Origin of the sequence: Acidovorax sp. LjRoot38 (assembly GCF_964252975.1) — a bacterium.
Taxonomy (GTDB): domain Bacteria; phylum Pseudomonadota; class Gammaproteobacteria; order Burkholderiales; family Burkholderiaceae_C; genus Acidovorax; species Acidovorax facilis.
On sequence record NZ_CAXUPT020000005.1, the window covers coordinates 484,532 to 503,981 of the forward strand.

The window sequence follows — 19,450 nt, forward strand, 5'->3', positions numbered from 1 at the left end:
TGGCCCCGCGCCACCCCAAGGCCGCGCGCCATGCAGCAAAAACCCTTCCGATTCCTGCCCACCGCACTGCCCGGCATCGAAGCGATGCAGGCCGACTCCCGCCTCGTCTTCGGCAGGCACATGCACTTGCAGTTCGGCCTCGGCGTGATCGAACGGGGTGCGCAGAAATCGGCCAGCGGCCGGGGGATTGTGGAATCGGGCCCAGGCGACACCATCACGGTCAACCCCGGCGAAGTCCACGATGGCATGCCGCTGGACGAGCGTGGACGCGCCTGGCGCATGCTCTACCTGGAGCCTGCCCTGGTGGCGCCATTGGCGGCCGAGGTGCATCCGGGCCCGCTCGGCTCCGCCTTCGAATTCCATGCTCCGACGATGCGCGATGCGCGGCTGGCGGCCCAGGTACTGGCGCTGTTCGACGCGGCCACCCACCGCCCCAACCACTCGGCCGCAGCGCTGCATGTGGAGGAATGCCTGTTGCGGGTGCTGAGCGGCCTGCTGCGACCGAAGGGCCACCAACAATCCGCCGCGTCCATCACCAGGGCTCGCACCATGATGGACGACGATCCCACCGCACCCTGGAGCCTCGCGCAAATGGCCGACGCAGCAAGTTTGAGCCGCTACCAGCTCGTGCGCCAATTTGCCCAGGCCACGGGCCTGACGCCACACGCCTACCTGCTGCAGCGCCGACTGCAGCTTGCGCGCCATCTGATGGGTGCGGGTACGCCCCTGGCCGATGTCGCCGCAGCCAGTGGCTTTGCCGACCAAAGCCACCTGACGCGCCTCTTCACGCGCAGCTTTGGCATCACACCCGGCGCCTACGTCCGCGCACGCGGCTGACAGCCCGGCCCCTGCAATTTCGTTCAAGACCGTTGTGCGGGGGTTGGCGGATGCTGCGGGCATCGCCACTTCACGCCGCCGCCGCGCGGCCTCTCGCCATGGGCATCGAATTTCTCATCACCTCGCTCATCGTGGTCGTCTCGCCGGGGCCAGGAACCCTGCTGACCGTGGCGGCCGGACTCTCGGGCGGCGCGCGGGCCGCCGCCGTGACGGCGCTGGGCTGCACGCTCGGCATCGTGCCGCACCTGCTGGCGGCGATCACCGGGCTGGCCGCGCTCCTCAACGCCAGCGCCACGGCATTCGAAGTCCTGCGCTACGCGGGGGTCGCCTACCTGGTCTACATGGGCTGGGCCATGTGGCGCTCGCCCGCCACCCTGGAGGTTCGCACTGACGCGCCCACACGCGCTGCCAGTGGGCGTATCGCGGAAGCCATGCTGATCAACCTGCTCAACCCCAAGCTGTCGCTGTTCTTCCTCACCTTTCTGCCGCAGTTCATCGCACCGGGTGAAGCGCAGCCCGCGTGGCGCATGGTCCAGCTCTCGCTGGTCTTCATGGCCATGACCTTTGTGGTGTTCTTGGGCTATGGCGTCTTTGCCGCCCGGTTTCGTGACCAGGTGCTGCAGCGCCCCGGCGCGCTGGTGTGGCTGCGCCGCGGCTTTGCGGCCGCGTTTGTCGGGCTCGGCGCAAAGCTCGCCCTGATGCAACGATAGGCACCACCGTGCCAGGTGCCGTGCTGCTTCACCAGGTATCGATGCAACGTGGACCCAGCGGCGCCACATGCGCCGACGCCAGCCCCCGCGCCAGCCACGCCCGGGTGTCGGCCGGGTCGATCACCGCGTCGATCTCCAGCGTGGCGGCCATGTGCATCGCCTCGCCGTTGGCGTAGGACTTGGCCAGCAGCTTGGCAAACAGCGCGTCGCGCTCGGTGCCCTCGGGCAGCGCCTCCAGCTCCTTGCGAAAGCCCAGGCGCACGGCGCCTTCGAGCCCCATGGCGCCGAACTCGCCCGTGGGCCAGGCGACAGTGAACACGGGCGCATGGAAGCCCCCGGCCGTCATGCCCATGGCGCCCAGGCCGTAACCCTTGCGCAGCACCACGCTGAAGGTGGGTACGCGCAGGCTGGCGGCGGTGACGAACAGGCGGCTCACGTGGCGCACCTGGGCCGTGGCTTCGACCTCGGGGCCGACCATGAAGCCGGGCGTGTCCACCAGGCTCACGATGGGCAGGCCATGCGCATTGCACAGCTGCATGAAGCGCGCCCCCTTGTCGGCCGCATCGGCGTCGATGGCGCCGCCCAGGTGCTGCGGGTTGTTGGCCAGCAGGCCCACGGGGCGGCCTTCGATGCGCGCGAGTGCGGTGTGGATGCCCGCGCCAAAGCCGGTGCGCAGCAGCAGCAGGCTGCCGTCGTCCACCAGGCCCGCCATCGCCGTGCGGGTGTCGTACACGCGCAGGCGGTTCTCGGGCACCACGGCACGCAGCAGGCGCTGGTCGGGCGCGGACCACTGCGATGTGCGGCCCTGGAAGAACGACAGGTAGTGGCGCGCGGCCTGCACCGCCCCGGCCTCGTCATCGACCAGGACGTCGATCACGCCATTGGCATGCTGCACGCGGCTCGGGCCGATCTGCTCGGGCTTGAAGACGCCCAGCCCACCCCCTTCAATCATGGCCGGGCCGCCCATGCCGATGTTGCTGGCGCGCGTGGCAATGATCACGTCGCTGCAACCCAGCAGCGCCGCGTTGCCCGCAAAGCAGCGCCCGGCGGCGATGCCGATGACCGGCACCTGGCCCGACAGCGCCGCGTAGCTGGCGAAGGTGTGCACATGCAGCCCCGCCACCACGGGCATGTCGGTGTCGCCCGGGCGCCCGCCGCCGCCCTCGGCGAACAGCACCACGGGCAGCTTCTGCGCCAGCGCGATGCCGAGCATGCGGTCGGTCTTGGCGTGGTTGCGCACGCCCTGGGTGCCTGCGAGCACGGTGGCGTCGTAGGACATGACCACGGCGCGGGATTTCTCGTCGCCAAACAGTGCGCCATTGATGCCGCCAATGCCCGTGACCATGCCATCGGCGGGCGTGTTGGCAATGAGGTCTTCCTTGCTGCGGCGGCGCGCCTGCGCGGCGATGGCGAGGGCACCATATTCGATGAAGCTGCCGTCGTCGCACAGGTCGGCAATGTTCTCGCGCGCGGAGCGGCCGCCTTGCGCGTGGCGCTTGGCCATGGCGTCGGGGCGCGCGGCGTCGAGCGTGAAGGCGTGGCGGTCGATCACGCGTTGCAGGTCGGCGCGGATGTGGTCGGGGTCGTGCGCAGCGCTGCCCTGCACTTCGACATCGGCCGCATCATCCACCGCGTCCAGCACCAGCAGCGGCTGCCCCTGCGCGACGTAGCCACCGGCCACGGCCAGCAGCGCGCCGACGCGGCCCGCGTGTGGGGCCAGCAGCACATGCTCCATCTTCATGGCTTCGAGCACGGCCAGCTCGGCGCCGGCAGCGACCACGTCGCCCTCGGCCACGCTGAGCTGCACCAGGCGCGCGGGCATGGGGGCGAGCACGGCGCCCGAGGGTACGGACACTGTATTTATTGAGTGTTTTGGATCGCTACCGCTTGATGAATAAGCGCTAAAAGCTATGTTTTTTGTAGCATCCAGCAACTCAGGCAACACGGATTCCAGCCAGCGGGTGTGCACCTGCTGGCTTTCCATCTCAGGCCGCGCGGCCAGCGCCTGCAGCAGCCCGAGGTTGGTGGCTACACCGTCGATGCGGCACTCGGCCAGCGCGCGCTGCGAGCGGCGCAGCGCATCCGCAAAACGCGGGCTGCCCGTGTGCACGATGAGCTTGGCCAGCAGCGTGTCGTAGTGCGGTGACGGCGTGGCGCCCGCTGCGCCGTGCGTGTCCACGCGCACTCCGGGGCCTGCGGGCAGGTCAAAGCGCTTCAGCGTGCCGCTGCCGGGGGTGGCGTTGCCCTGTGCGTCCAGCGTCTCGGCGTTGATGCGCCACTGCACGGCAAAGCCCAACACGGCAGGCGGTGCGGCAGGGTCGAGGCCGATGTATTGCAACGTGCGGCCCGTGGCCAGCGCGATCTGCGCCTGCACCAGGTCCACGCCGGTGACCTCTTCGGTGATGGTGTGCTCCACCTGCAGGCGCGGGTTGCATTCGATGAAGACAAACGGCAGGTCGCTCGACGCCAGGTCCACCAGAAACTCGAAGGTGCCCAGGCCTTCGTACTGCACCGCCCGCGCCATGGACAGTGCGGCGGTGGTGATGCGCTCGCGCAGCGCTGCGGGCAACGAAGGGCTGGGCGCGATCTCCACCACCTTCTGAAAGCGCCGCTGCAGCGTACATTCGCGCTCGCCCAGGGCGATCACCTCGCGCCCGTCGCCCAGCACCTGCACCTCGATATGGCGGGCGTTGACCATCAGGCGCTCCACGTACACGCCGTCCACCCCAAAGGCGGCCTGCGCCTCGCTGCGGCAGCGCGCGTAGGCAGCGGGCAAGTCATCGGCTGACGCCACCGCGCGCATGCCCCGCCCGCCGCCGCCACCGATGGCCTTGATGACGATGCCGGCATGGGCGTGCTGCGCGAAGAAGGCCTGCGCCTCCTGCAGCGTCACGGCCGTCTGCGTGCCGGGCATGAGCGGCACGCCCTGCTGCTGCGCCAGCGCACGGGCCTGCGCCTTGTCGCCGAACAGCGCGAGCTGCGCAGGCGTGGGGCCGATGAAGCGCAGCCCCGCCTCGGCACACGCGCGGGCAAAGTCGGCGCGCTCGCTCAAGAAGCCGTAGCCCGGGTGCACGGCATCGCAGCCCTGCGCCTGCGCAATGGCAACGAGGCGCGCACCGTCCAGGTACGCCGCCGGGCCGGTGGCGCCCAGCGCCACGGCCGCACTGGCTGCGTGGACATGGGGGCTGGTGGCGTCATCGTCGGCATACACGGCCACGCTGGCAATGCCCAGGTCGTGCAGGGCGCGCACAGTGCGCAGTGCGATCTCTCCCCGATTGGCGATCAGGACTTTGGCAAAGAGGGGCAAGGTCATGGTTTTGATTCTTTTTTTATAGCTTTTAGCGCTTGACTGATAAGCGCTGGCGGCCGTTTTTTCTAGTTGATGGACTCATAGAACTGCGCTCGCCTCGCAGCGCTTGCAACTGACGGGGCCCACACCAGGGCTCCCGCGCAAGGGCCGCCCCGCCGCGCTGGGAGCGTCCCCCTCCCGAGCGCGAAGCGCGTAGAGAGAGGGGGAAGGCGCCGCAGGCGACTCAGGGGGTGTTTCATGCATCCCGAAGCAAGCGGCGCAGCACTTTGCCCGCGCCCGTGGCGGGCAGTGCGTCGATGAAACGCACCTCGCGCGGGGCTTTGTAGGGCGCCATGTTCTCGCGGCACCAGGCCACAAGGTCAGCGGCGTCCACATCCTGGCCGGGCTTCTTGACGATGAAGGCGCGCACCACCTCGCCCTTTTCCGCATCGGGCACGCCAATCACGGCGGCCTGGGCCACGGCGGGGTGCTTGATGAGCAAGGTCTCGACCTCTTCGGGGAACACGCTGTAGCCCGAAACCTTGATCATTTCCTTGAAACGGCCGATGAAGGTGAGGTAGCCGTCCGCATCGATCTTGCCCATGTCGCCGGTGTAGACCCAGCCGTCACGCAGCGTCTTGGCCGTGGCCTCGGGCTTGTTCCAGTAGCCCTTGAAGTTGCCGGGGCCGTGGATGGTGATCTCGCCCACCTCGCCAACGGCCAGCGGTGCGCCGGTGTCGGGGTCGACGATGCGCAGGGTGTTGCCCGGTACGGGCTTGCCCTGGGTGCCCCAGCGGATGGCGTCCACCGGCATGGCGGTGTCCACGGTGTGCGTTTCCGACAGGCCATAGGCCGCCTCGTGCGCAATGCAGTTGGGTGCGAACTGCTGCCACTGCTGGGCCAGCGCCTCGGTGAAGGTGATGCCGAAGCTCGTGACCGGGTTGCGGCGCAGCGCGCTCCAGTCCATGTCGCGTGCGCCGGGCACCTGCATGAGCGCGCCGTTCATGGGCGCGATGCTGTACCACCAGGTCACGCGGTGGCGCTCCAGCGCCTGGGCCACGCCCAGTGGGTCAAAACGGTACAGCAGCACGGCCGTGGCGCCGGTGTAGACCGGCAGGTTCACGCCCATCACCATACCGGCGATGTGGTACAGCGGGGCCACGGCCAGCAGCGTTTCGTGCGGTGTCATGCCGTTGCAGTCGGCCGAGGCTGCGGTCTTGAACGTGGCGTTCCCGTAGCTCAGCATCGCGCCCTTCGGTAACCCGGTGGTGCCCGAGGTGTAGGTCATGAGCGAGATGTCATCCATCGACAGCGCCACGGGCGCAGGCCGCGCGCCGGTGCGGGTGGCGGTCAGGAAGTCTTCGCAGCCCGCAGGCACCGGCGCCATGGCTGCGCGCATGGCCAGCAGCTCGGCAGGCACGTCGATGCTGGGCGAACCCTCGGGCAGCAGCTCGGCATAGCGCACCACAAACACCTGCTGCAGCGCGGTCTTGGCGCGCACCTTGTCCACCACGGGCAGCAGCACATCGGCCGCGACGATCACGCGCGCCTGCAGGTCGGTGAGCTGGTATTCCAGCTCATGCTCCTTGTTCAGCGGCCCGCAAGGGCAGACGATGGCGCCGATCTTCTGGATGCCGTAGTGCGCCATCACGTACTGCGGGCAGTTATTCATGAACAGTGCCACGGGCTCGCCCTTGGCCACACCCAGCGCCTGCAGGCGCGCGGCAAATGCATCACTGGCCGCATCAAGCTGCGCCCAGGTGAGGGGCTGGCCGTACCAGAGGTAGGCGATGCGATCGGGCGTTTCGCGCGCGTGGCGGCGCAGGTGTTCGTGCAGCGGCAGCTGCGGTGCGGCAGAAGGCATGGCGTTGTCTCCGAGGTGTCTGGAATCGCTGGTTCTTGGCGGCCACTCAGGGTTTTCTCTGAGCGCCCTCACCCGCCAGCGTCTTGCCAATATATACCGCTCGGTAGAACAATGCTACCCATGGGTATAACCTCAACGTCGCGCAAAGGACACCGATGAACCAGCAGCCCCCCGCGCAGGCCAGCGGCCGCCAGAAGGCCGCCACGGCCGGGTCGGACGAAAAGCGCGAACGCATCCTGCGCGCAGCCGAGGCGCTGTTCGATGCGCAGGGCTACGCCAATACCACCATCGAGCAGATCGTGCAGCAGCTGGGCGTGACCAAGCCCTTTGTGTACTACTACTTCCGCAACAAGCAGGAGATCTTCGAGACGCTGTCGTGGGCGCCTGCCGTGGCATGTTTCACTGCGATGGACTTTGCGGCGGACGATGACCGGCCTGCGCATGTGAAGGTGACGGAGGGCATCGAGCGGCTGATCCGCGCCACGCTGGAGCACCATCCCTCGGCCTTCTTCCCGTACCGCGAGCCGCAGGTGTACCGGCCCGAGTACCTGGCGGCGCAAAAGGACCTGGCGAACCACTTCTACGACCGGCTCTGCGCGCTGCTCGAACAGGGCCGCCAGGACGGCATGTTCGAGTTCAACGACACCAAGATCACCGCCCTGGCCGCCTGCAGCCTGCCCGGCTTTCTCTACAACTGGTACCGCCCTGACGGCCGCCTGTCGCAAGACGAGGTGGCGCAGGAGCTGGCGCAGCTGGCCTGGCGTGTGCTGGGGCTGCGGCGAACCCGCAAGCGCAACCCGGCATGACGCGAGCAGCTGCGCGGCCCCTTCCCAAGCACAACAACCACCGGAGACAAAACCCATGAAAACCGCGTTCCTCACCCCCCTGGCCGCTGCGGCGGCCCTGCTGATCGGCACAGCCGCCAGCGCGCAGGAGACCTTCAAGGTTGCCTACATCGACCCGCTGTCGGGCCCGTTCGCCAATGTGGGTGAGCTGATGCTCACGCACACGCAGTACGCCATCGAGGACATCAACGCCAAGGGCGGTGTGCTCAAGGGCACCAAGCTGCAGCTGCTGCAGTTCGACAGCAAGCTCTCGGCACAAGAGAGCCAGAGCGCGCTGCAGGCCGCCATTGACCAGGGGGCCAAGGCCATCGTGACGGGCGGCTCGGGCTCATCGGTGGTCACGGCGCTGGTACAAGCAGCGGCGCGCCACAACCAGCGCAACCCGGGCAAGGAGATCCTAGTGCTGAACCACTCCTCCATCGACCCCGAGCTGACGGGCAAGGCCTGCAACTTCTGGCACTTCCAGTTCGAGGCCAACACGGCCATGAAGATGAAGGCCATCGCCAACTACATCAAGAAGCAGCCGGACATCAAGAAGGTGTACCTGCTGAACCAGGACTACGCGCACGGCAAGCAGTGGGCGCACTATGGCCGCGAGATGGTGGGCCTGGCGCGGCCCGACATCCAGTTTGTGGGCGAGGCGCTGCACCCCATCGGCCGCGTGAAGGACTTTGCACCCTACCTTGCCAAGGTCAAGAGCACCGAGGCCGACTCGGTCATTACCGGCAACTGGGGGCAGGACATGACGCTGCTGCTCAAGGCGGCGGGTGACGCGGGCTACAACCTGCGCTACTTCAACCACAGCGCGGGCTCCATCCCCGGCACGGTGCTGGCGGTGTCGCAGGCCAAGCAGGGCCAGTTGACCTGGGTGGCCGAATGGCACCCCGGCCAGGCCGACACCCCCAAGGTGGACGCGCTGGCCAAGACCTACAAGGCCAAGACGGGCAAGGACTTTCTCGCGCCGCGCATCGAGATGACGCCGCGCTTCCTCGCCGCCGCCATCAACAAGGCCCAGTCCACCGACCCGGTGAAGGTGGCTCGCGCGCTGGAAGACCTGACGATTGATTCGGTGGTGGGCCCCGTGCGCATGCGCGGCGAAGACCACCAGCTGCTGCTACCCCAGGTGGTCAACACCATCGCACCGGTGGACGGCAAGGCCGTGAAGGTGGGCTGGGAAGGCACCAACTATGGCTTTCGCACCGATGCGGCCTACACCGGCAATGAAATAGCCCAAGGCACCGAGTGCAAGATGACGCGGCCTTGATGCCACGGCGCCGAAGGGCGCCGAAATCCCCACAGCGGCAACCGCCACAGGCCGCCGCTACCATGGCCGGTCATTGCATTCATTGACCCGACCCACAAGGACCGCGCCCATGCCCGACTTTCGCAGCGACACCGTCACCCAGCCCACGCCCGCCATGCGCGAGGCCATGTTCAAGGCCCCGCTGGGCGACGATGTGTTTGCCGACGACCCCTCGGTGAACGCACTGCAGGACCATGCCGCCGAGCTGCTGGGTTTTGAGGCCGCGCTGTTCGCCCCCTCGGGCACGCAGACCAACCTGATCGCGCTGTGGGGCCACTGCCAGCGCGGCGACGAGGCCATCGTGGGCCAGAGCTGGCACACCTATCGCTGGGAAGCGGGCGGCATGGCAGTGCTGGGCTCCATCCAGCCCCAGCCGGTCGAGACCCAGCCTGACGGCACGCTGCGCGTGGCCGACATCGCCGCCGCCATCAAACCGGACGACCCGCACTTCGCGCGCACCCGCCTGGTGGTGCTGGAAAACACGACCGGCGGCCAGGTGCTGCCGCCCACCTACATCGCCGAGGTGGCCCAACTGGCGCGCAGCCGGGGGCTGGCCATGCACCTAGACGGCGCACGCATGTTCAACGCCGCCACGGCCAATGCCGCGCGCAACGGCACCGATGTGTATGCGGAAGCGCGCGCGCTGTGCAGCCACTTTGATTCCGCATCGCTGTGCCTGAGCAAGGGCCTGGGCGCGCCCGTGGGCTCGCTGGTGCTGGGCTCGCGCGACTTCATCCGGCAGGCGCGCCGCACCCGCAAGATCCTGGGCGGTGGCATGCGGCAGGCGGGTGTCCTGGCGGCTGCCGGCCACTACGCGCTGCAGCACCATGTGCGGCGCCTGGCGGAAGACCACGCCCGCCTGGACCGGCTGGCCCAAGGGCTGTCCGAAGCCAACCGCAGCCACCCCGTGCTGCAGGGCAAGCTCACCGTGCTGCCGTGGCAGACCAACATCCTCTTCACCGACCTGCACGCAGAGGTGGCCCCAGCCTTCACCGCCTGGCTGGCGCAGCACGGCGTGCGCGTGACCAGCAGCCTGTATGGCGGCGCCACCCGGCTGCGCTGGGTGACGCACCTGGATGTGAGCGAGGCGGACGTGACGGCAGCGCTGGATTGCGTGGCGCGCTTCACGCTGCCGGGCTGAGCCCGCTCAGGCGGCGGGGTAGGTCCGTCCACCAAACACGCCGGTGCCCACGCGCACCAGCGTGCTGCCCGCCTGGATGGCGGCCTCCAGATCGGCCGTCATGCCCAGGGACAGGGTGTCGAACTTCCCCAGGCCCGGTTCGCCCAAGGCAGATATTTGGTCAAAAAGCCTCTTGGCGCTGGTGTGGATTGCCAATTGCGCTTCAAATTCAGGAGCATGGTCCGGAATGCTCATGAGCCCCCGCACCACCAGCCGTGGCAGTTTTGCGACAGCCCGCACCAACTCCAGCGTTTCAGCAGGAGCCACCCCTGACTTGGTGGGGCCTCCATCGATATTGACCTGGATACATATCTGCAGCGGCGGCAGGTGATCGGGCCGCTGGGCCGACAGGCGCTCGGCGATCTTGAGCCGGTCCACCGTATGCACCCAGTCAAAGTGCTCGGCCACCAGGCGGGTCTTGTTGCTCTGAATGGGGCCAATACAGTGCCACTGCAAAGCTGCACCGGGCAAGGCAGCGTGCACAGCTGCAATCTTGTCCACGCCTTCCTGGATGTAGTTTTCGCCGAAGTCGCGCTGGCCGGCGGCCACGGCCTCCAGCACCGCATCGGCGCCAAAGGTCTTGGAAACGGCCAGCAAGGAAACGCTGGCCGGATCGCGCCCGGCGGCTTTGCACGCCTGCGCCATCCTGCCCAGAACCTGTTGGAGGTTGTTAGCAATCGTGGTCATAATGTTTGGCAAGCGTACCAAACGATAGAGGGATTCCGTGGACATTACCCAACTGCTCGCGTTCAGCGTCAAGAACAAGGCCTCCGACCTGCACCTCTCCGCAGGCCTGCCGCCCATGATCCGGGTCCACGGCGATGTGCGGCGCATCAACGTCGATGCGCTGGACCACAAGACGGTGCATGCCATGGTGTACGACATCATGAGCGACGCGCAGCGCAAGACGTATGAAGAGTTTCTGGAAGTCGACTTCTCGTTTGAAATCGAAGGCCTGGCACGTTTTCGCGTCAACGCATTCAACCAGAACCGGGGCGCCGCCGCGGTGTTCCGGACCATTCCAAGCAAGATCCTGACGCTGGAGCAGCTCAACGCGCCCAAGATCTTCGGCGACCTGGCCCTCAAGCCGCGCGGCCTGGTGCTGGTGACCGGGCCCACGGGCTCGGGCAAATCCACCACGCTGGCCGCCATGGTCAACTACCTCAACGAAACCGAATACGGCCACATCCTCACGGTGGAAGACCCGATCGAGTTCGTGCACGAATCCAAGAAGTGCCTGATCAACCAGCGCGAAGTCGGCCCGATGACGCTGTCGTTCGCGGCCGCGCTGAAATCCGCACTGCGCGAAGACCCGGACGCCATTCTCGTGGGTGAAATGCGCGACCTCGAAACCATCCGCTTGGCCATGACGGCGGCGGAAACGGGCCACTTGGTGTTTGGCACGCTGCACACCTCCAGCGCTGCCAAGACGATTGACCGGATTATCGACGTGTTCCCGGCCGAAGAAAAGGAAATGGTGCGTGCGATGTTGTCCGAATCGCTGCAGGCCGTGATCTCGCAGACACTGTGCAAAACCAAGGATGGCTCGGGCCGCGTGGCCGCGCACGAGATCATGCTGGGCACCAGCGCCATCCGCAACCTGATTCGCGAGGCCAAGGTGGCGCAGATGTACTCCACCATCCAGACCAGCAACAGCGTGGGTATGCAGACGCTGGACCAGAACCTCACCGACCTCGTGCGCCGCAACATCATCAGCCCGGCCGAGGCCCGCAGCAAGGCCAAGATCCCCGAGAACTTCCCTGGCTGAGCCCCCCGCAGCACACACCCATGAACGACTTTGCGGCCCCTGCAGGCGCCGCATACCGGAGCCCGATATGAAAGGCATTCTGAGCCTTCTGAAAATGAAAACCCGGGGCGGCAAGCCTGCGGAAGACCACACGGATTCCGTGCTGTTCTCCACGGCCTTTGCAGGCCAGGGCGTAGACGATTCGATGCTGGTGCCCTGGGAGGCACGTGCCGTGGAAGTAGGCGCCAAACGCCTGCCCACCAGCCGAGGCGGCAAGCTGCTGCAAGGTCTGTGGGCCAAAGACAAATACATGGCGCACCTGGACAAGGACGCCGTGGAGCGCATGGAGCGCTTCTTCGAATTTGCGGCCATCCCGTCCAACCGCGATGTGATCCGCCAGGACGAGTACGGCAATTTCATGGTGGTGCTGCTCACGGGCACCATCGCCGTGGACCGTGTGCAGCCCTGGGGCGAGCAATTGCGCCTGGCCGAGACGCGGCCTGGTGACATCCTGGGGGAGATGTCGCTGCTCGACAGCGGTATCCGCTTTTCGGCCTGCACCACGCTCACCGACTGCGAGATCGCCGTGCTGAGCGCCGAAGCCATGGACGACATGATGACCAAGGACCCGCAGCTTGCAGCCAGCCTGATTGCATTGCTGGCCCGCAAGCTGTCGCTGCGCCTGCGTGTGGTGAGTGCGCGCCTGAGCGACAACCACAAGTAATGATGCGCCACGACAAGATCAATGATCGTCCAGCCGACGAACAGCCCCGGGAGAACTTCTGATGGAACGCGATCAGGCCAGTAAATTCATCAATGACCTGCTCAAGTTGATGGTGGGCCGCAACGGCAGCGACTTGTTCATCACCGCAGACTTTCCACCCGCCATCAAGGTGGATGGCAAGGTGACCAAGGTGTCGCCCCAGCCGCTCTCCCCCAACCATACGCTCACGCTGGCGCGCGCCATCATGAGCGACAAGCAGGTGGCCGACTTTGAACGCACCAAGGAGTGCAACTTCGCGATCTCGCCCTCCGGCATCGGCCGCTTTCGCGTCAACGCCTTCATCCAGCAGGGGCATGTGGGCATGGTGATGCGGACGATTCCGCTCACGCTGCCCACCATCGACGGCCTGGGCGTGCCGCAGGTGCTCAAGGAAGTGACGATGACCAAGCGCGGCCTGTGCATCCTGGTGGGTGCCACGGGCTCGGGTAAATCGACCACGCTGGCCGCCATGGTGGACTGGCGCAACGAGAACTCGTTCGGCCACATCATCACGGTGGAAGACCCGGTGGAATTCGTGCACCCGCACAAGAACTGCGTGGTCACGCAGCGCGAAGTGGGGCTGGACACCGACAGCTGGGAAGCGGCCCTCAAGAACACGCTGCGCCAGGCGCCCGACGTGATCCTGATGGGCGAAATCCGCGACCGCGAGACTATGGAACATGCCGTGGCCTTTGCCGAAACCGGCCACCTGTGCCTGGCCACGCTGCACGCCAACAGCGCCAACCAGGCGCTGGACCGCATCATCAACTTCTTCCCTGAAGAGCGCCGCGCGCAGCTGCTGATGGATTTGTCACTGAACCTGCGCGCCATGGTCTCGCAGCGCCTGATCCCCAAGCAGGACGGCAAGGGCCGTGCGGCTGCGGTGGAGATCATGCTGAACACGCCGCTGATCTCCGACCTGATCTTCAAGGGCGATGTCTCCGAGATCAAGGAGATCATGAAAAAGAGCCGCAACCTGGGCATGCAGACCTTTGACCAGGCGCTGTTCGACCTGTACGAGGCCAACGTGATCAGCTACGAAGACGCGCTGCGCAACGCCGACTCGCTCAATGACCTGCGCCTGCAGATCAAGCTCAACAGCCAGCGCGCCAAGTCGCCAGACCTGGCGCAGGGTACCGAGCATTTCGCCATAGTCTGAAAGCCCCCCTGAGTCGCCTGCGGCGCCTTCCCCCCAGGGGGACGCCACCGGTGGCCGGGCAAAGCCCGCTCCACGGTGGCACTGGCAAGTGCGCGCCCATCGCGGGCTTTTCTTTTTGATCCAAATCCTTTTATCTCCATGCCAAGCACCAACCCCCGCAACTACGACGCCACCCCTTCCCGCAAGGTCGCCTTTCTGGGCTTGGGTGTGATGGGCTACCCGATGGCCGGACACCTTGCACTGGCCGGGCATGAGGTGACGGTTTACAACCGGACCGCTACTAAATCAATAGCTTGGTGCGCAGAGTACGCAAGCGCCAAGGCGCCAAAACATGCTGCAACGCCGCGCGAAGCCGCCGCGGGCGCGGACATCGTGTTTTGCTGCGTGGGCAACGACGATGACCTGCGCTCTGTGACGCTGGGTGCGGACGGCGCCTTTGCGGGCATGAAGCCGGGTGCGATTTTTGTGGACCACACCACGGCATCGGCCGAGGTGGCGCGCGAGCTGTACGCCGCCGCCCAGGCGTTGGGCCTGCAGTTTGTGGATGCCCCCGTGTCGGGCGGCCAGGCCGGCGCGCAGAACGGCCTGCTCACCGTGATGTGCGGCGGCGATGCCGCAGCCTTCGAGGCAGCCCAACCCGTGGCCATGGCGTTCTCGCGTGCCTTTACGCTGCTGGGTGCCAGTGGCTCGGGCCAGCTAGCCAAGATGGTCAACCAGATCTGTATTGCCGGGCTGGTGCAGGCCCTGTCCGAGGCCGTGGCCTTTGGCCAGAACGCGGGGCTGGACATGAAACAGGTCCTCGACGTGATCGGCAAAGGCGCCGCCCAAAGCTGGCAGATGGACAACCGTGGCAAGACCATGGTGGACGGCAAGTTCGACTTTGGCTTTGCCGTGGACTGGATGCGCAAGGACCTGGGCCTGGTGCTCGATGAGGCCAAGCGCAACGGTTCACGCGTGCCGGTGACGGCCCTGGTGGACCAGTTTTATGCCGATGTGCAGAAAATGGGAGGCAACCGCTGGGATACATCGTCCCTCATCCAGCGGTTGAAATAGGCTCCCCCCTGAGTCGCTTCGCGCCTTCCCCCCTGAGGGGGGACGCACCCGGTGGCCCGGCAAAGCCGGTTCCACGGGCGCGCTGGCTTGTGCAGCGCCGGTTTCACGCCGCAGCGCGCGGGGCAAAATCCCCAAGAAAAAATCCCGGGCCGCAGGATGCGGGCCGGGATTTTTGCTGCACGGGTGGTTGGCTGTGCTGGCCGCCAAGCCTGCTAAACGGCCTTCAGCCCCCAGAGGGCTTGGTGTCATCCGTGGTGACGGGTGCAGGCTGCGGAGCGATGCGGCGCAGTTCTTCTTCCGAGACGATCTCGAACACACGCACCACCTTGCTCACGCCGCTCACCCCGCGCGCAATCTCGGTGGCCCGGTTGGCTTCGCGCTGCGACACACGGCCCATCAGGTAGACAACGTTGCGCTCGGTCACCACCTTGAAGGAATTGGCCGAGATGTCCTGCGCGTCCACCAGGCTGGCGCGGACCTTGCCGGTGATGAAGGTGTCGTTGGAACGCTGGCTCAGGGTGCTGGAGAAGGTGGTGATGGTCAGGTCGTTCACCACCGAGCGGACGTTCTCCACCTGCGACACCAATTGCTCGACGGCCTGGCGCTCCTGCGCATTGGGGACTTCGCCCGTCAGCAGGGCCTGGCGGTTGTAGCTCGTCACGTTCACGTGCACGCGGTCGCCAAAAGTCTCGCGAATACGGTTGGCCGCGCGCAGTTCGATGCCTTCATCCTCGATCTGGGTGCCCGCCGTGCGGCGGTCCACGGCCATCACGCCACCCACCACAGCGCCCCCGACGATCAGCGGCGCGCAGGCCGACAGGCCTGCAGCGAGGGCGGCAGCGGCCAGCACGGTACACACCGTGCGCTGGGTACGGTTCATGGTTGTTTGCTTCATAGCGGATTCTCCTGTTCACCAAGTAACTGGGCGTCCACACCATCGCTCAGGCAATGCAGCACCAGGGCATGGACTTCGCGCACGCGCGCTGCGCGGTCGTGGGGCACGCTGATCAACACGTCGGTTTCGCGCAGCATGGCGGCCAGCTTGCCGCCGGTGCGGCCGGTCAGCACCACCACGGTCATGTCGCGCTCGTGGGCGGCTTCGGCAGCGGCCAGCAGGTTGGCGTCGTTGCCGGACACCGACAGGGCCAGCAGCACGTCACCGGCCTGGCCCAACGCACGCACCTGGCGGGCAAACTGCTGGGCGGCGTCGTGGGTACCTCCTGTGGCGGCCGTCAGCAGCGTGCTATCGGAGGTCAGGGCCAGCGCTGCCAGCTCGGGGCGTTCGCGCTCGAAACCCGCCACGCAAAACGCAGCGAACTGCTGCGCCTCGGCGGCCGAGGGGCCGTTGCCACAGGCCAGCACCTTGCCGCCGCTGGTCACACAGGCCAGGACGGCCTGCACTGCGGCGGCGATGGGATGGCTCAAAACCTGCGCGGCCTGGTACTTCAGGTCGGCGCTGTCAATGAAATGCTGTTGGATGCGTTGCTCAAGCATGAGGGCTCGATGATACCCGCCGCGTGTTACAGCTTTTGTAGCAAACCGTAGTCACTGGCATTGCTTTGGAGCCCGAATGGGGGACAGGGAACGGATGGGGTCACTGCGCATCAAAGGCCGCCTTGAGCCACTGCACCGAAGCCTCGACCAGCACCACATCAAACCGGCAGGGCGGCGGCGACGGCAGGCGCAGCAGGTAGTGCCGCGCCGCAAAAATGATGCGCTGCTGCTTGGTGACGCTGATGCTGGCCCCCGCGCCGCCAAACGCGCTGCCCGCCCGGCTGCGCACCTCCACAAACACCAGCGTGCCGTTCCGCTCGCGCATGACCAGGTCAATCTCGCCACCGCCGCGCCCGGGCGTCCGATAATTGCGCACCACCAGTTGCAGGCCAGCCGCCTGCAGATGGGCCAGAGCCTGGTCCTCCGCCACATTGCCGCGTTCGCGCGTGGTGGCGGCAGGGGCAGCCGGGCCAAAGCCCCCCGCCGGTTTTCTCTTTCCAAGGAATTTCATTGAGCGCATCTTTCGCTTCAGCCCAGGGCGCCGCGCGCGAAGCGGCGGCTGCGCAGCATTATCCCGAGGGCGCCTTGTACGTGGTGGCCACGCCCATTGGCAATCTGGCCGACATCACCCTGCGCGCGCTGCACGTGCTGCAAATGGCCGACACCGTGGCCTGCGAAGACACGCGCCACACGCAGTCCATGCTGCGCGCCTACGGCATCGACAAGGGCGCCGCCCAGCTGCTGGCCGTGCACCAGCACAACGAGGCCGAGGCCGCGCAGAACGTGGTGCAGCGGCTGCAGCTGGGCCAGCGCGTGGTCTACGTGAGTGACGCTGGCACGCCCGGCGTGAGTGACCCTGGCGCCCGGCTCGTGGCCGCCGTGCAGGCGGCGGGCCTGCGGGCCGTGCCCCTGCCCGGCGCCAGCAGCATCACCACCGCGCTGAGCGTGGCAGGCGCAGTGGCCCACAGCACTGAACATGGCGGTTTTGTGTTCGCAGGGTTTCTGCCCGTGAAGAACGCAGAACGCGCCACGGTGATCGCACAGCAGCTGGCCCCGGAGCCGCGCTGCGTGGTGCTGCTTGAAGCCCCCCACCGCATCAACGAGCTGGCCCAGGCCCTGGCGGTGCTGGGTGATCGTCCGGTAACGCTGGCACGGGAGCTGACCAAGCAGTTCGAGGAAGTGACCACGCGGCCCGCCCGGGAGCTGACAGCCTGGCTGGACGGCGCACCCCAGCGCTCGCGCGGCGAGTTTGTGGTGCTGCTGCACCCGGTGGCGGTGGCCAGCGACGATGGCGCCAGCCTGCGGGTGTTGCGCCTGCTGGTGCAGGAGCTGCCGCTGAAAACCGCCGTGCGCCTGGCTGCCGAGATCACGGGTGCATCACGCAATGTGCTGTACGACACGGCCCTGGCGTGGAAGCGCAGCGGCGCGAGCGGGGAAGATGAGGACGAAGCAGGCGACGCCGGGAGCTGATAACACCTCGGATTTCGGGCCAAATTGGCACCTGGCGCTTCATGGACAAGCGCTGATAGCTATATTTTTAATAGCATTTCATCCGCCACAGCGAATCCACCACCGGCCCTGGTGCCGCCCCCCCTCCAGATCTATCGCCCTGACACCGCCAACCCGGCCGCCACCCCGCCAAACAAATCGCCTTCCACCTGGGGAGTGTCGGGAAACGCCGCTTTGAGCGCCTGCCGCAGCGGCCGCAGGGCCGACGAGCCCCCGGTGAGATAGATCGCATCCAGCCCCTGCACACCCAAGCCCGCCAGCTGCACACATTCCTGCGCGCAGGCGACCACCTGTTCGAGGGGCTGCAACAGGAACTGCGCCAGCCCCTCGGGCGTGACGGCGGCGCCCAGCCCTGCCTCGATCCAGTCCAGCGGCATGGGCGCGTCGGCATCGGCCAGCGACGCGGCGATCTTGGCCTGCTCCACCGTGTTGGCCATGCGGTGCCCCAGGCGCTCGTGCAGCACCCGCATGAGCCGCGCGTGCAGCCGCGCATCGGAATAGTCGGTGCGCAGGTTCTGCGCATCGCGCAGTGCACGCGGCGAGTACAGCCACTGGATCAGGTGCCAGGTGGACAGGTCAAAAAACACCCGGCTGGGCACCTCGCGCCCCGTGGGCCCGGTGTGCCGAAACCCGAGCAAGGGCATCAACAGGTCCAGGCTCAACCGCCGGTCAAAGTCGGTGCCGCCCACGTGCACGCCGGTGGTGGCCAGCACATCACTGCCACGCGCGGCACGCGCCATGCGCTCCGGCCCCAACCGCACCACTGTGAAGTCCGAGGTACCCCCCCCAATGTCCACCACCAGCACCAGGGACTCCTGCGCGATGCGCTGTTCGTAGTCCAGCGCTGCGGCAATCGGCTCCAGCTGGAACGACACCTCGGCAAACCCCGCATCCAGCGCAGCCTGGCGCAATGCATCTTCCGCCTGCTGATCGCGGTCGGCATCCCCATCCACAAAATGCACCGGCCGCCCCATCACCACCCGGGCAGGCATGCCGCCCAGCTCATCGCGCGCCTTTTGCACCAACATGCGCAAGAAGAGGCTGATGATGTCCTGGTAGCTCACCATCTTGTTGTGCACCGCCGTCTTGTCCTGCAGCAGCGCACTGCCGAGCAGGCTCTTGAGCGACCGCATCAGACGCCCCTCGGTGCCTGCCAGATACTGGCCCACGGCATCGCGACCAAAGTGCGTGCGGTGATCCTCTGCGTTGAAGAACAGTGCGGTGGGCAGTGTGTGCGCACTCCCTTCCAGCGCAATCATCCGCGCCAACCCCGCCCCCTGGCGCACGGCCATCGCGGAGTTGGAAGTGCCAAAGTCGATACCGAGGGTGGTGTCCTTCAGGAGGGGCATGGGTGAAGTGTCGAAGCGATGAGGAAGTGTTCAACGCACACCGGCCACGGCCTCGGTGAACGCAAACATCGGATGCGGTGCTGCGGCGAGAAGAATGCTCTGGGCAGCTTGGTGGCGCGACAGGAGACCCGTCCAAAGCCTCTCCGAAGCACGACCCAGCGCCGTGGACACCGCATGCAGAATGGAAAAAGCCCTTGATTAGCAAAAATCAAGGGCTTTTATTTGGTGGCCTGGGGCGGAATCGAACCACCGACACAAGGATTTTCAATCCTCTGCTCTACCGACTGAGCTACCGGGCCTGAGCCTCAAATTATAACCAGAAAAAAAGGCCGTTTTGGCGAAACCGCC

The 19,450-nt window shown here is 66.6% G+C and carries 17 protein-coding genes and 1 tRNA gene; 10 read left to right on the top strand and 8 right to left on the bottom strand.

What is annotated here, in order from left to right; all coding sequences use genetic code 11:
- The first annotated feature begins 30 nt into the window (after positions 1-30).
- Positions 31-837 carry a helix-turn-helix domain-containing protein gene (locus ACSQ22_RS12285; protein WP_436130456.1) on the top strand — a complete coding sequence of 269 codons (807 nt, stop codon included), beginning with the start codon at positions 31-33 and terminating at the stop codon, positions 835-837.
- Positions 838-935: 98 nt separating this feature from the next.
- Positions 936-1,547, top strand: a complete 612-nt coding sequence (locus tag ACSQ22_RS12290; protein ID WP_436130457.1) for a LysE family translocator — start codon at positions 936-938, stop codon at positions 1,545-1,547.
- A gap of 28 nt (positions 1,548-1,575) precedes the next feature.
- Here ACSQ22_RS12290 and ACSQ22_RS12295 read toward each other — a convergent pair whose 3' ends face one another.
- Positions 1,576-4,860 (bottom strand): carboxyl transferase domain-containing protein, encoded by a 3,285-nt coding sequence (locus ACSQ22_RS12295; RefSeq protein ID WP_436130458.1) that lies wholly within the window; start codon positions 4,858-4,860, stop codon positions 1,576-1,578.
- Between the two features lie 232 nt (positions 4,861-5,092).
- Entirely contained in the window at positions 5,093-6,700 is a 1,608-nt protein-coding gene (locus tag ACSQ22_RS12300; RefSeq protein WP_436130459.1) for an AMP-binding protein, read from the bottom strand.
- A gap of 155 nt (positions 6,701-6,855) precedes the next feature.
- Here ACSQ22_RS12300 and ACSQ22_RS12305 point away from each other — a divergent pair, with 155 nt between their 5' ends.
- The 3 genes from ACSQ22_RS12305 (at position 6,856) to ltaE (ending at position 9,989) form a co-directional block, all read left to right on the top strand.
- Positions 6,856-7,506: a TetR/AcrR family transcriptional regulator gene (locus tag ACSQ22_RS12305; RefSeq protein WP_436130460.1), complete on the top strand. Its 651-nt coding sequence runs from the start codon at positions 6,856-6,858 to the stop codon at positions 7,504-7,506.
- 55 nt (positions 7,507-7,561) lie between these two features.
- On the top strand, positions 7,562-8,809 hold the full coding sequence (locus ACSQ22_RS12310) for a branched-chain amino acid ABC transporter substrate-binding protein (protein ID WP_436130461.1): 1,248 nt from the start codon (positions 7,562-7,564) through the stop codon (positions 8,807-8,809).
- Positions 8,810-8,918: 109 nt separating this feature from the next.
- On the top strand, positions 8,919-9,989 hold the full coding sequence (gene ltaE / locus ACSQ22_RS12315; RefSeq protein WP_436130462.1) for a low-specificity L-threonine aldolase: 1,071 nt from the start codon (positions 8,919-8,921) through the stop codon (positions 9,987-9,989).
- A 6-nt stretch (positions 9,990-9,995) separates the two neighbouring features.
- On the opposite strand, the gene ACSQ22_RS12320 is transcribed toward ltaE, so the two are convergent.
- Positions 9,996-10,715 (bottom strand): YggS family pyridoxal phosphate-dependent enzyme, encoded by a 720-nt coding sequence (locus ACSQ22_RS12320; RefSeq protein WP_436130463.1) that lies wholly within the window; start codon positions 10,713-10,715, stop codon positions 9,996-9,998.
- Positions 10,716-10,752: 37 nt separating this feature from the next.
- On the opposite strand from ACSQ22_RS12320, the gene ACSQ22_RS12325 reads away from it, so the two are divergent.
- From ACSQ22_RS12325 to ACSQ22_RS12340, 4 genes are all read left to right on the top strand, one after another.
- A complete protein-coding gene (locus ACSQ22_RS12325; protein WP_055398404.1) occupies positions 10,753-11,796 on the top strand; it encodes a type IV pilus twitching motility protein PilT in 1,044 nt (347 codons plus the stop codon).
- Positions 11,797-11,863: 67 nt separating this feature from the next.
- Complete coding sequence (locus tag ACSQ22_RS12330; RefSeq protein ID WP_055398403.1) at positions 11,864-12,499, top strand: Crp/Fnr family transcriptional regulator; 636 nt, start codon at positions 11,864-11,866, stop codon at positions 12,497-12,499.
- A gap of 61 nt (positions 12,500-12,560) precedes the next feature.
- Positions 12,561-13,697 (top strand): PilT/PilU family type 4a pilus ATPase, encoded by a 1,137-nt coding sequence (locus ACSQ22_RS12335; RefSeq protein WP_436130464.1) that lies wholly within the window; start codon positions 12,561-12,563, stop codon positions 13,695-13,697.
- A 138-nt stretch (positions 13,698-13,835) separates the two neighbouring features.
- The gene (locus ACSQ22_RS12340) at positions 13,836-14,750 is read left to right on the top strand and encodes an NAD(P)-dependent oxidoreductase (RefSeq protein WP_055398401.1); all 915 of its coding nucleotides are present in this window, start codon (positions 13,836-13,838) and stop codon (positions 14,748-14,750) included.
- A gap of 223 nt (positions 14,751-14,973) precedes the next feature.
- On the opposite strand, the gene ACSQ22_RS12345 is transcribed toward ACSQ22_RS12340, so the two are convergent.
- The 3 genes from ACSQ22_RS12345 to ACSQ22_RS12355 all read right to left on the bottom strand — a co-directional run bounded on the left by ACSQ22_RS12345 (position 14,974) and on the right by ACSQ22_RS12355 (position 16,755).
- The gene (locus ACSQ22_RS12345; RefSeq protein WP_055398400.1) at positions 14,974-15,645 is read right to left on the bottom strand and encodes a BON domain-containing protein; all 672 of its coding nucleotides are present in this window, start codon (positions 15,643-15,645) and stop codon (positions 14,974-14,976) included.
- A complete protein-coding gene (locus ACSQ22_RS12350; protein ID WP_055398399.1) occupies positions 15,642-16,244 on the bottom strand; it encodes an SIS domain-containing protein in 603 nt (200 codons plus the stop codon). The genes ACSQ22_RS12345 and ACSQ22_RS12350 overlap by 4 nt, the downstream gene beginning before the upstream one ends.
- A 100-nt stretch (positions 16,245-16,344) precedes the next feature.
- Positions 16,345-16,755, bottom strand: a complete 411-nt coding sequence (locus tag ACSQ22_RS12355; RefSeq protein WP_436130465.1) for a YraN family protein — start codon at positions 16,753-16,755, stop codon at positions 16,345-16,347.
- Here ACSQ22_RS12355 and rsmI point away from each other — a divergent pair.
- Positions 16,755-17,714, top strand: coding sequence for a 16S rRNA (cytidine(1402)-2'-O)-methyltransferase (gene rsmI / locus ACSQ22_RS12360; RefSeq protein WP_055398397.1), 960 nt, complete (start codon positions 16,755-16,757; stop codon positions 17,712-17,714). The two genes, ACSQ22_RS12355 and rsmI, sit on opposite strands and share 1 nt — an antisense overlap.
- A gap of 131 nt (positions 17,715-17,845) precedes the next feature.
- Here the strand turns inward: rsmI and ACSQ22_RS12365 are convergent, their stop codons facing one another.
- Complete coding sequence (locus ACSQ22_RS12365; RefSeq protein WP_436130466.1) at positions 17,846-19,102, bottom strand: Hsp70 family protein; 1,257 nt, start codon at positions 19,100-19,102, stop codon at positions 17,846-17,848.
- A 223-nt stretch (positions 19,103-19,325) separates the two neighbouring features.
- Positions 19,326-19,401, bottom strand: a tRNA-Phe gene (locus ACSQ22_RS12370).
- Positions 19,402-19,450 lie beyond the last annotated feature (49 nt).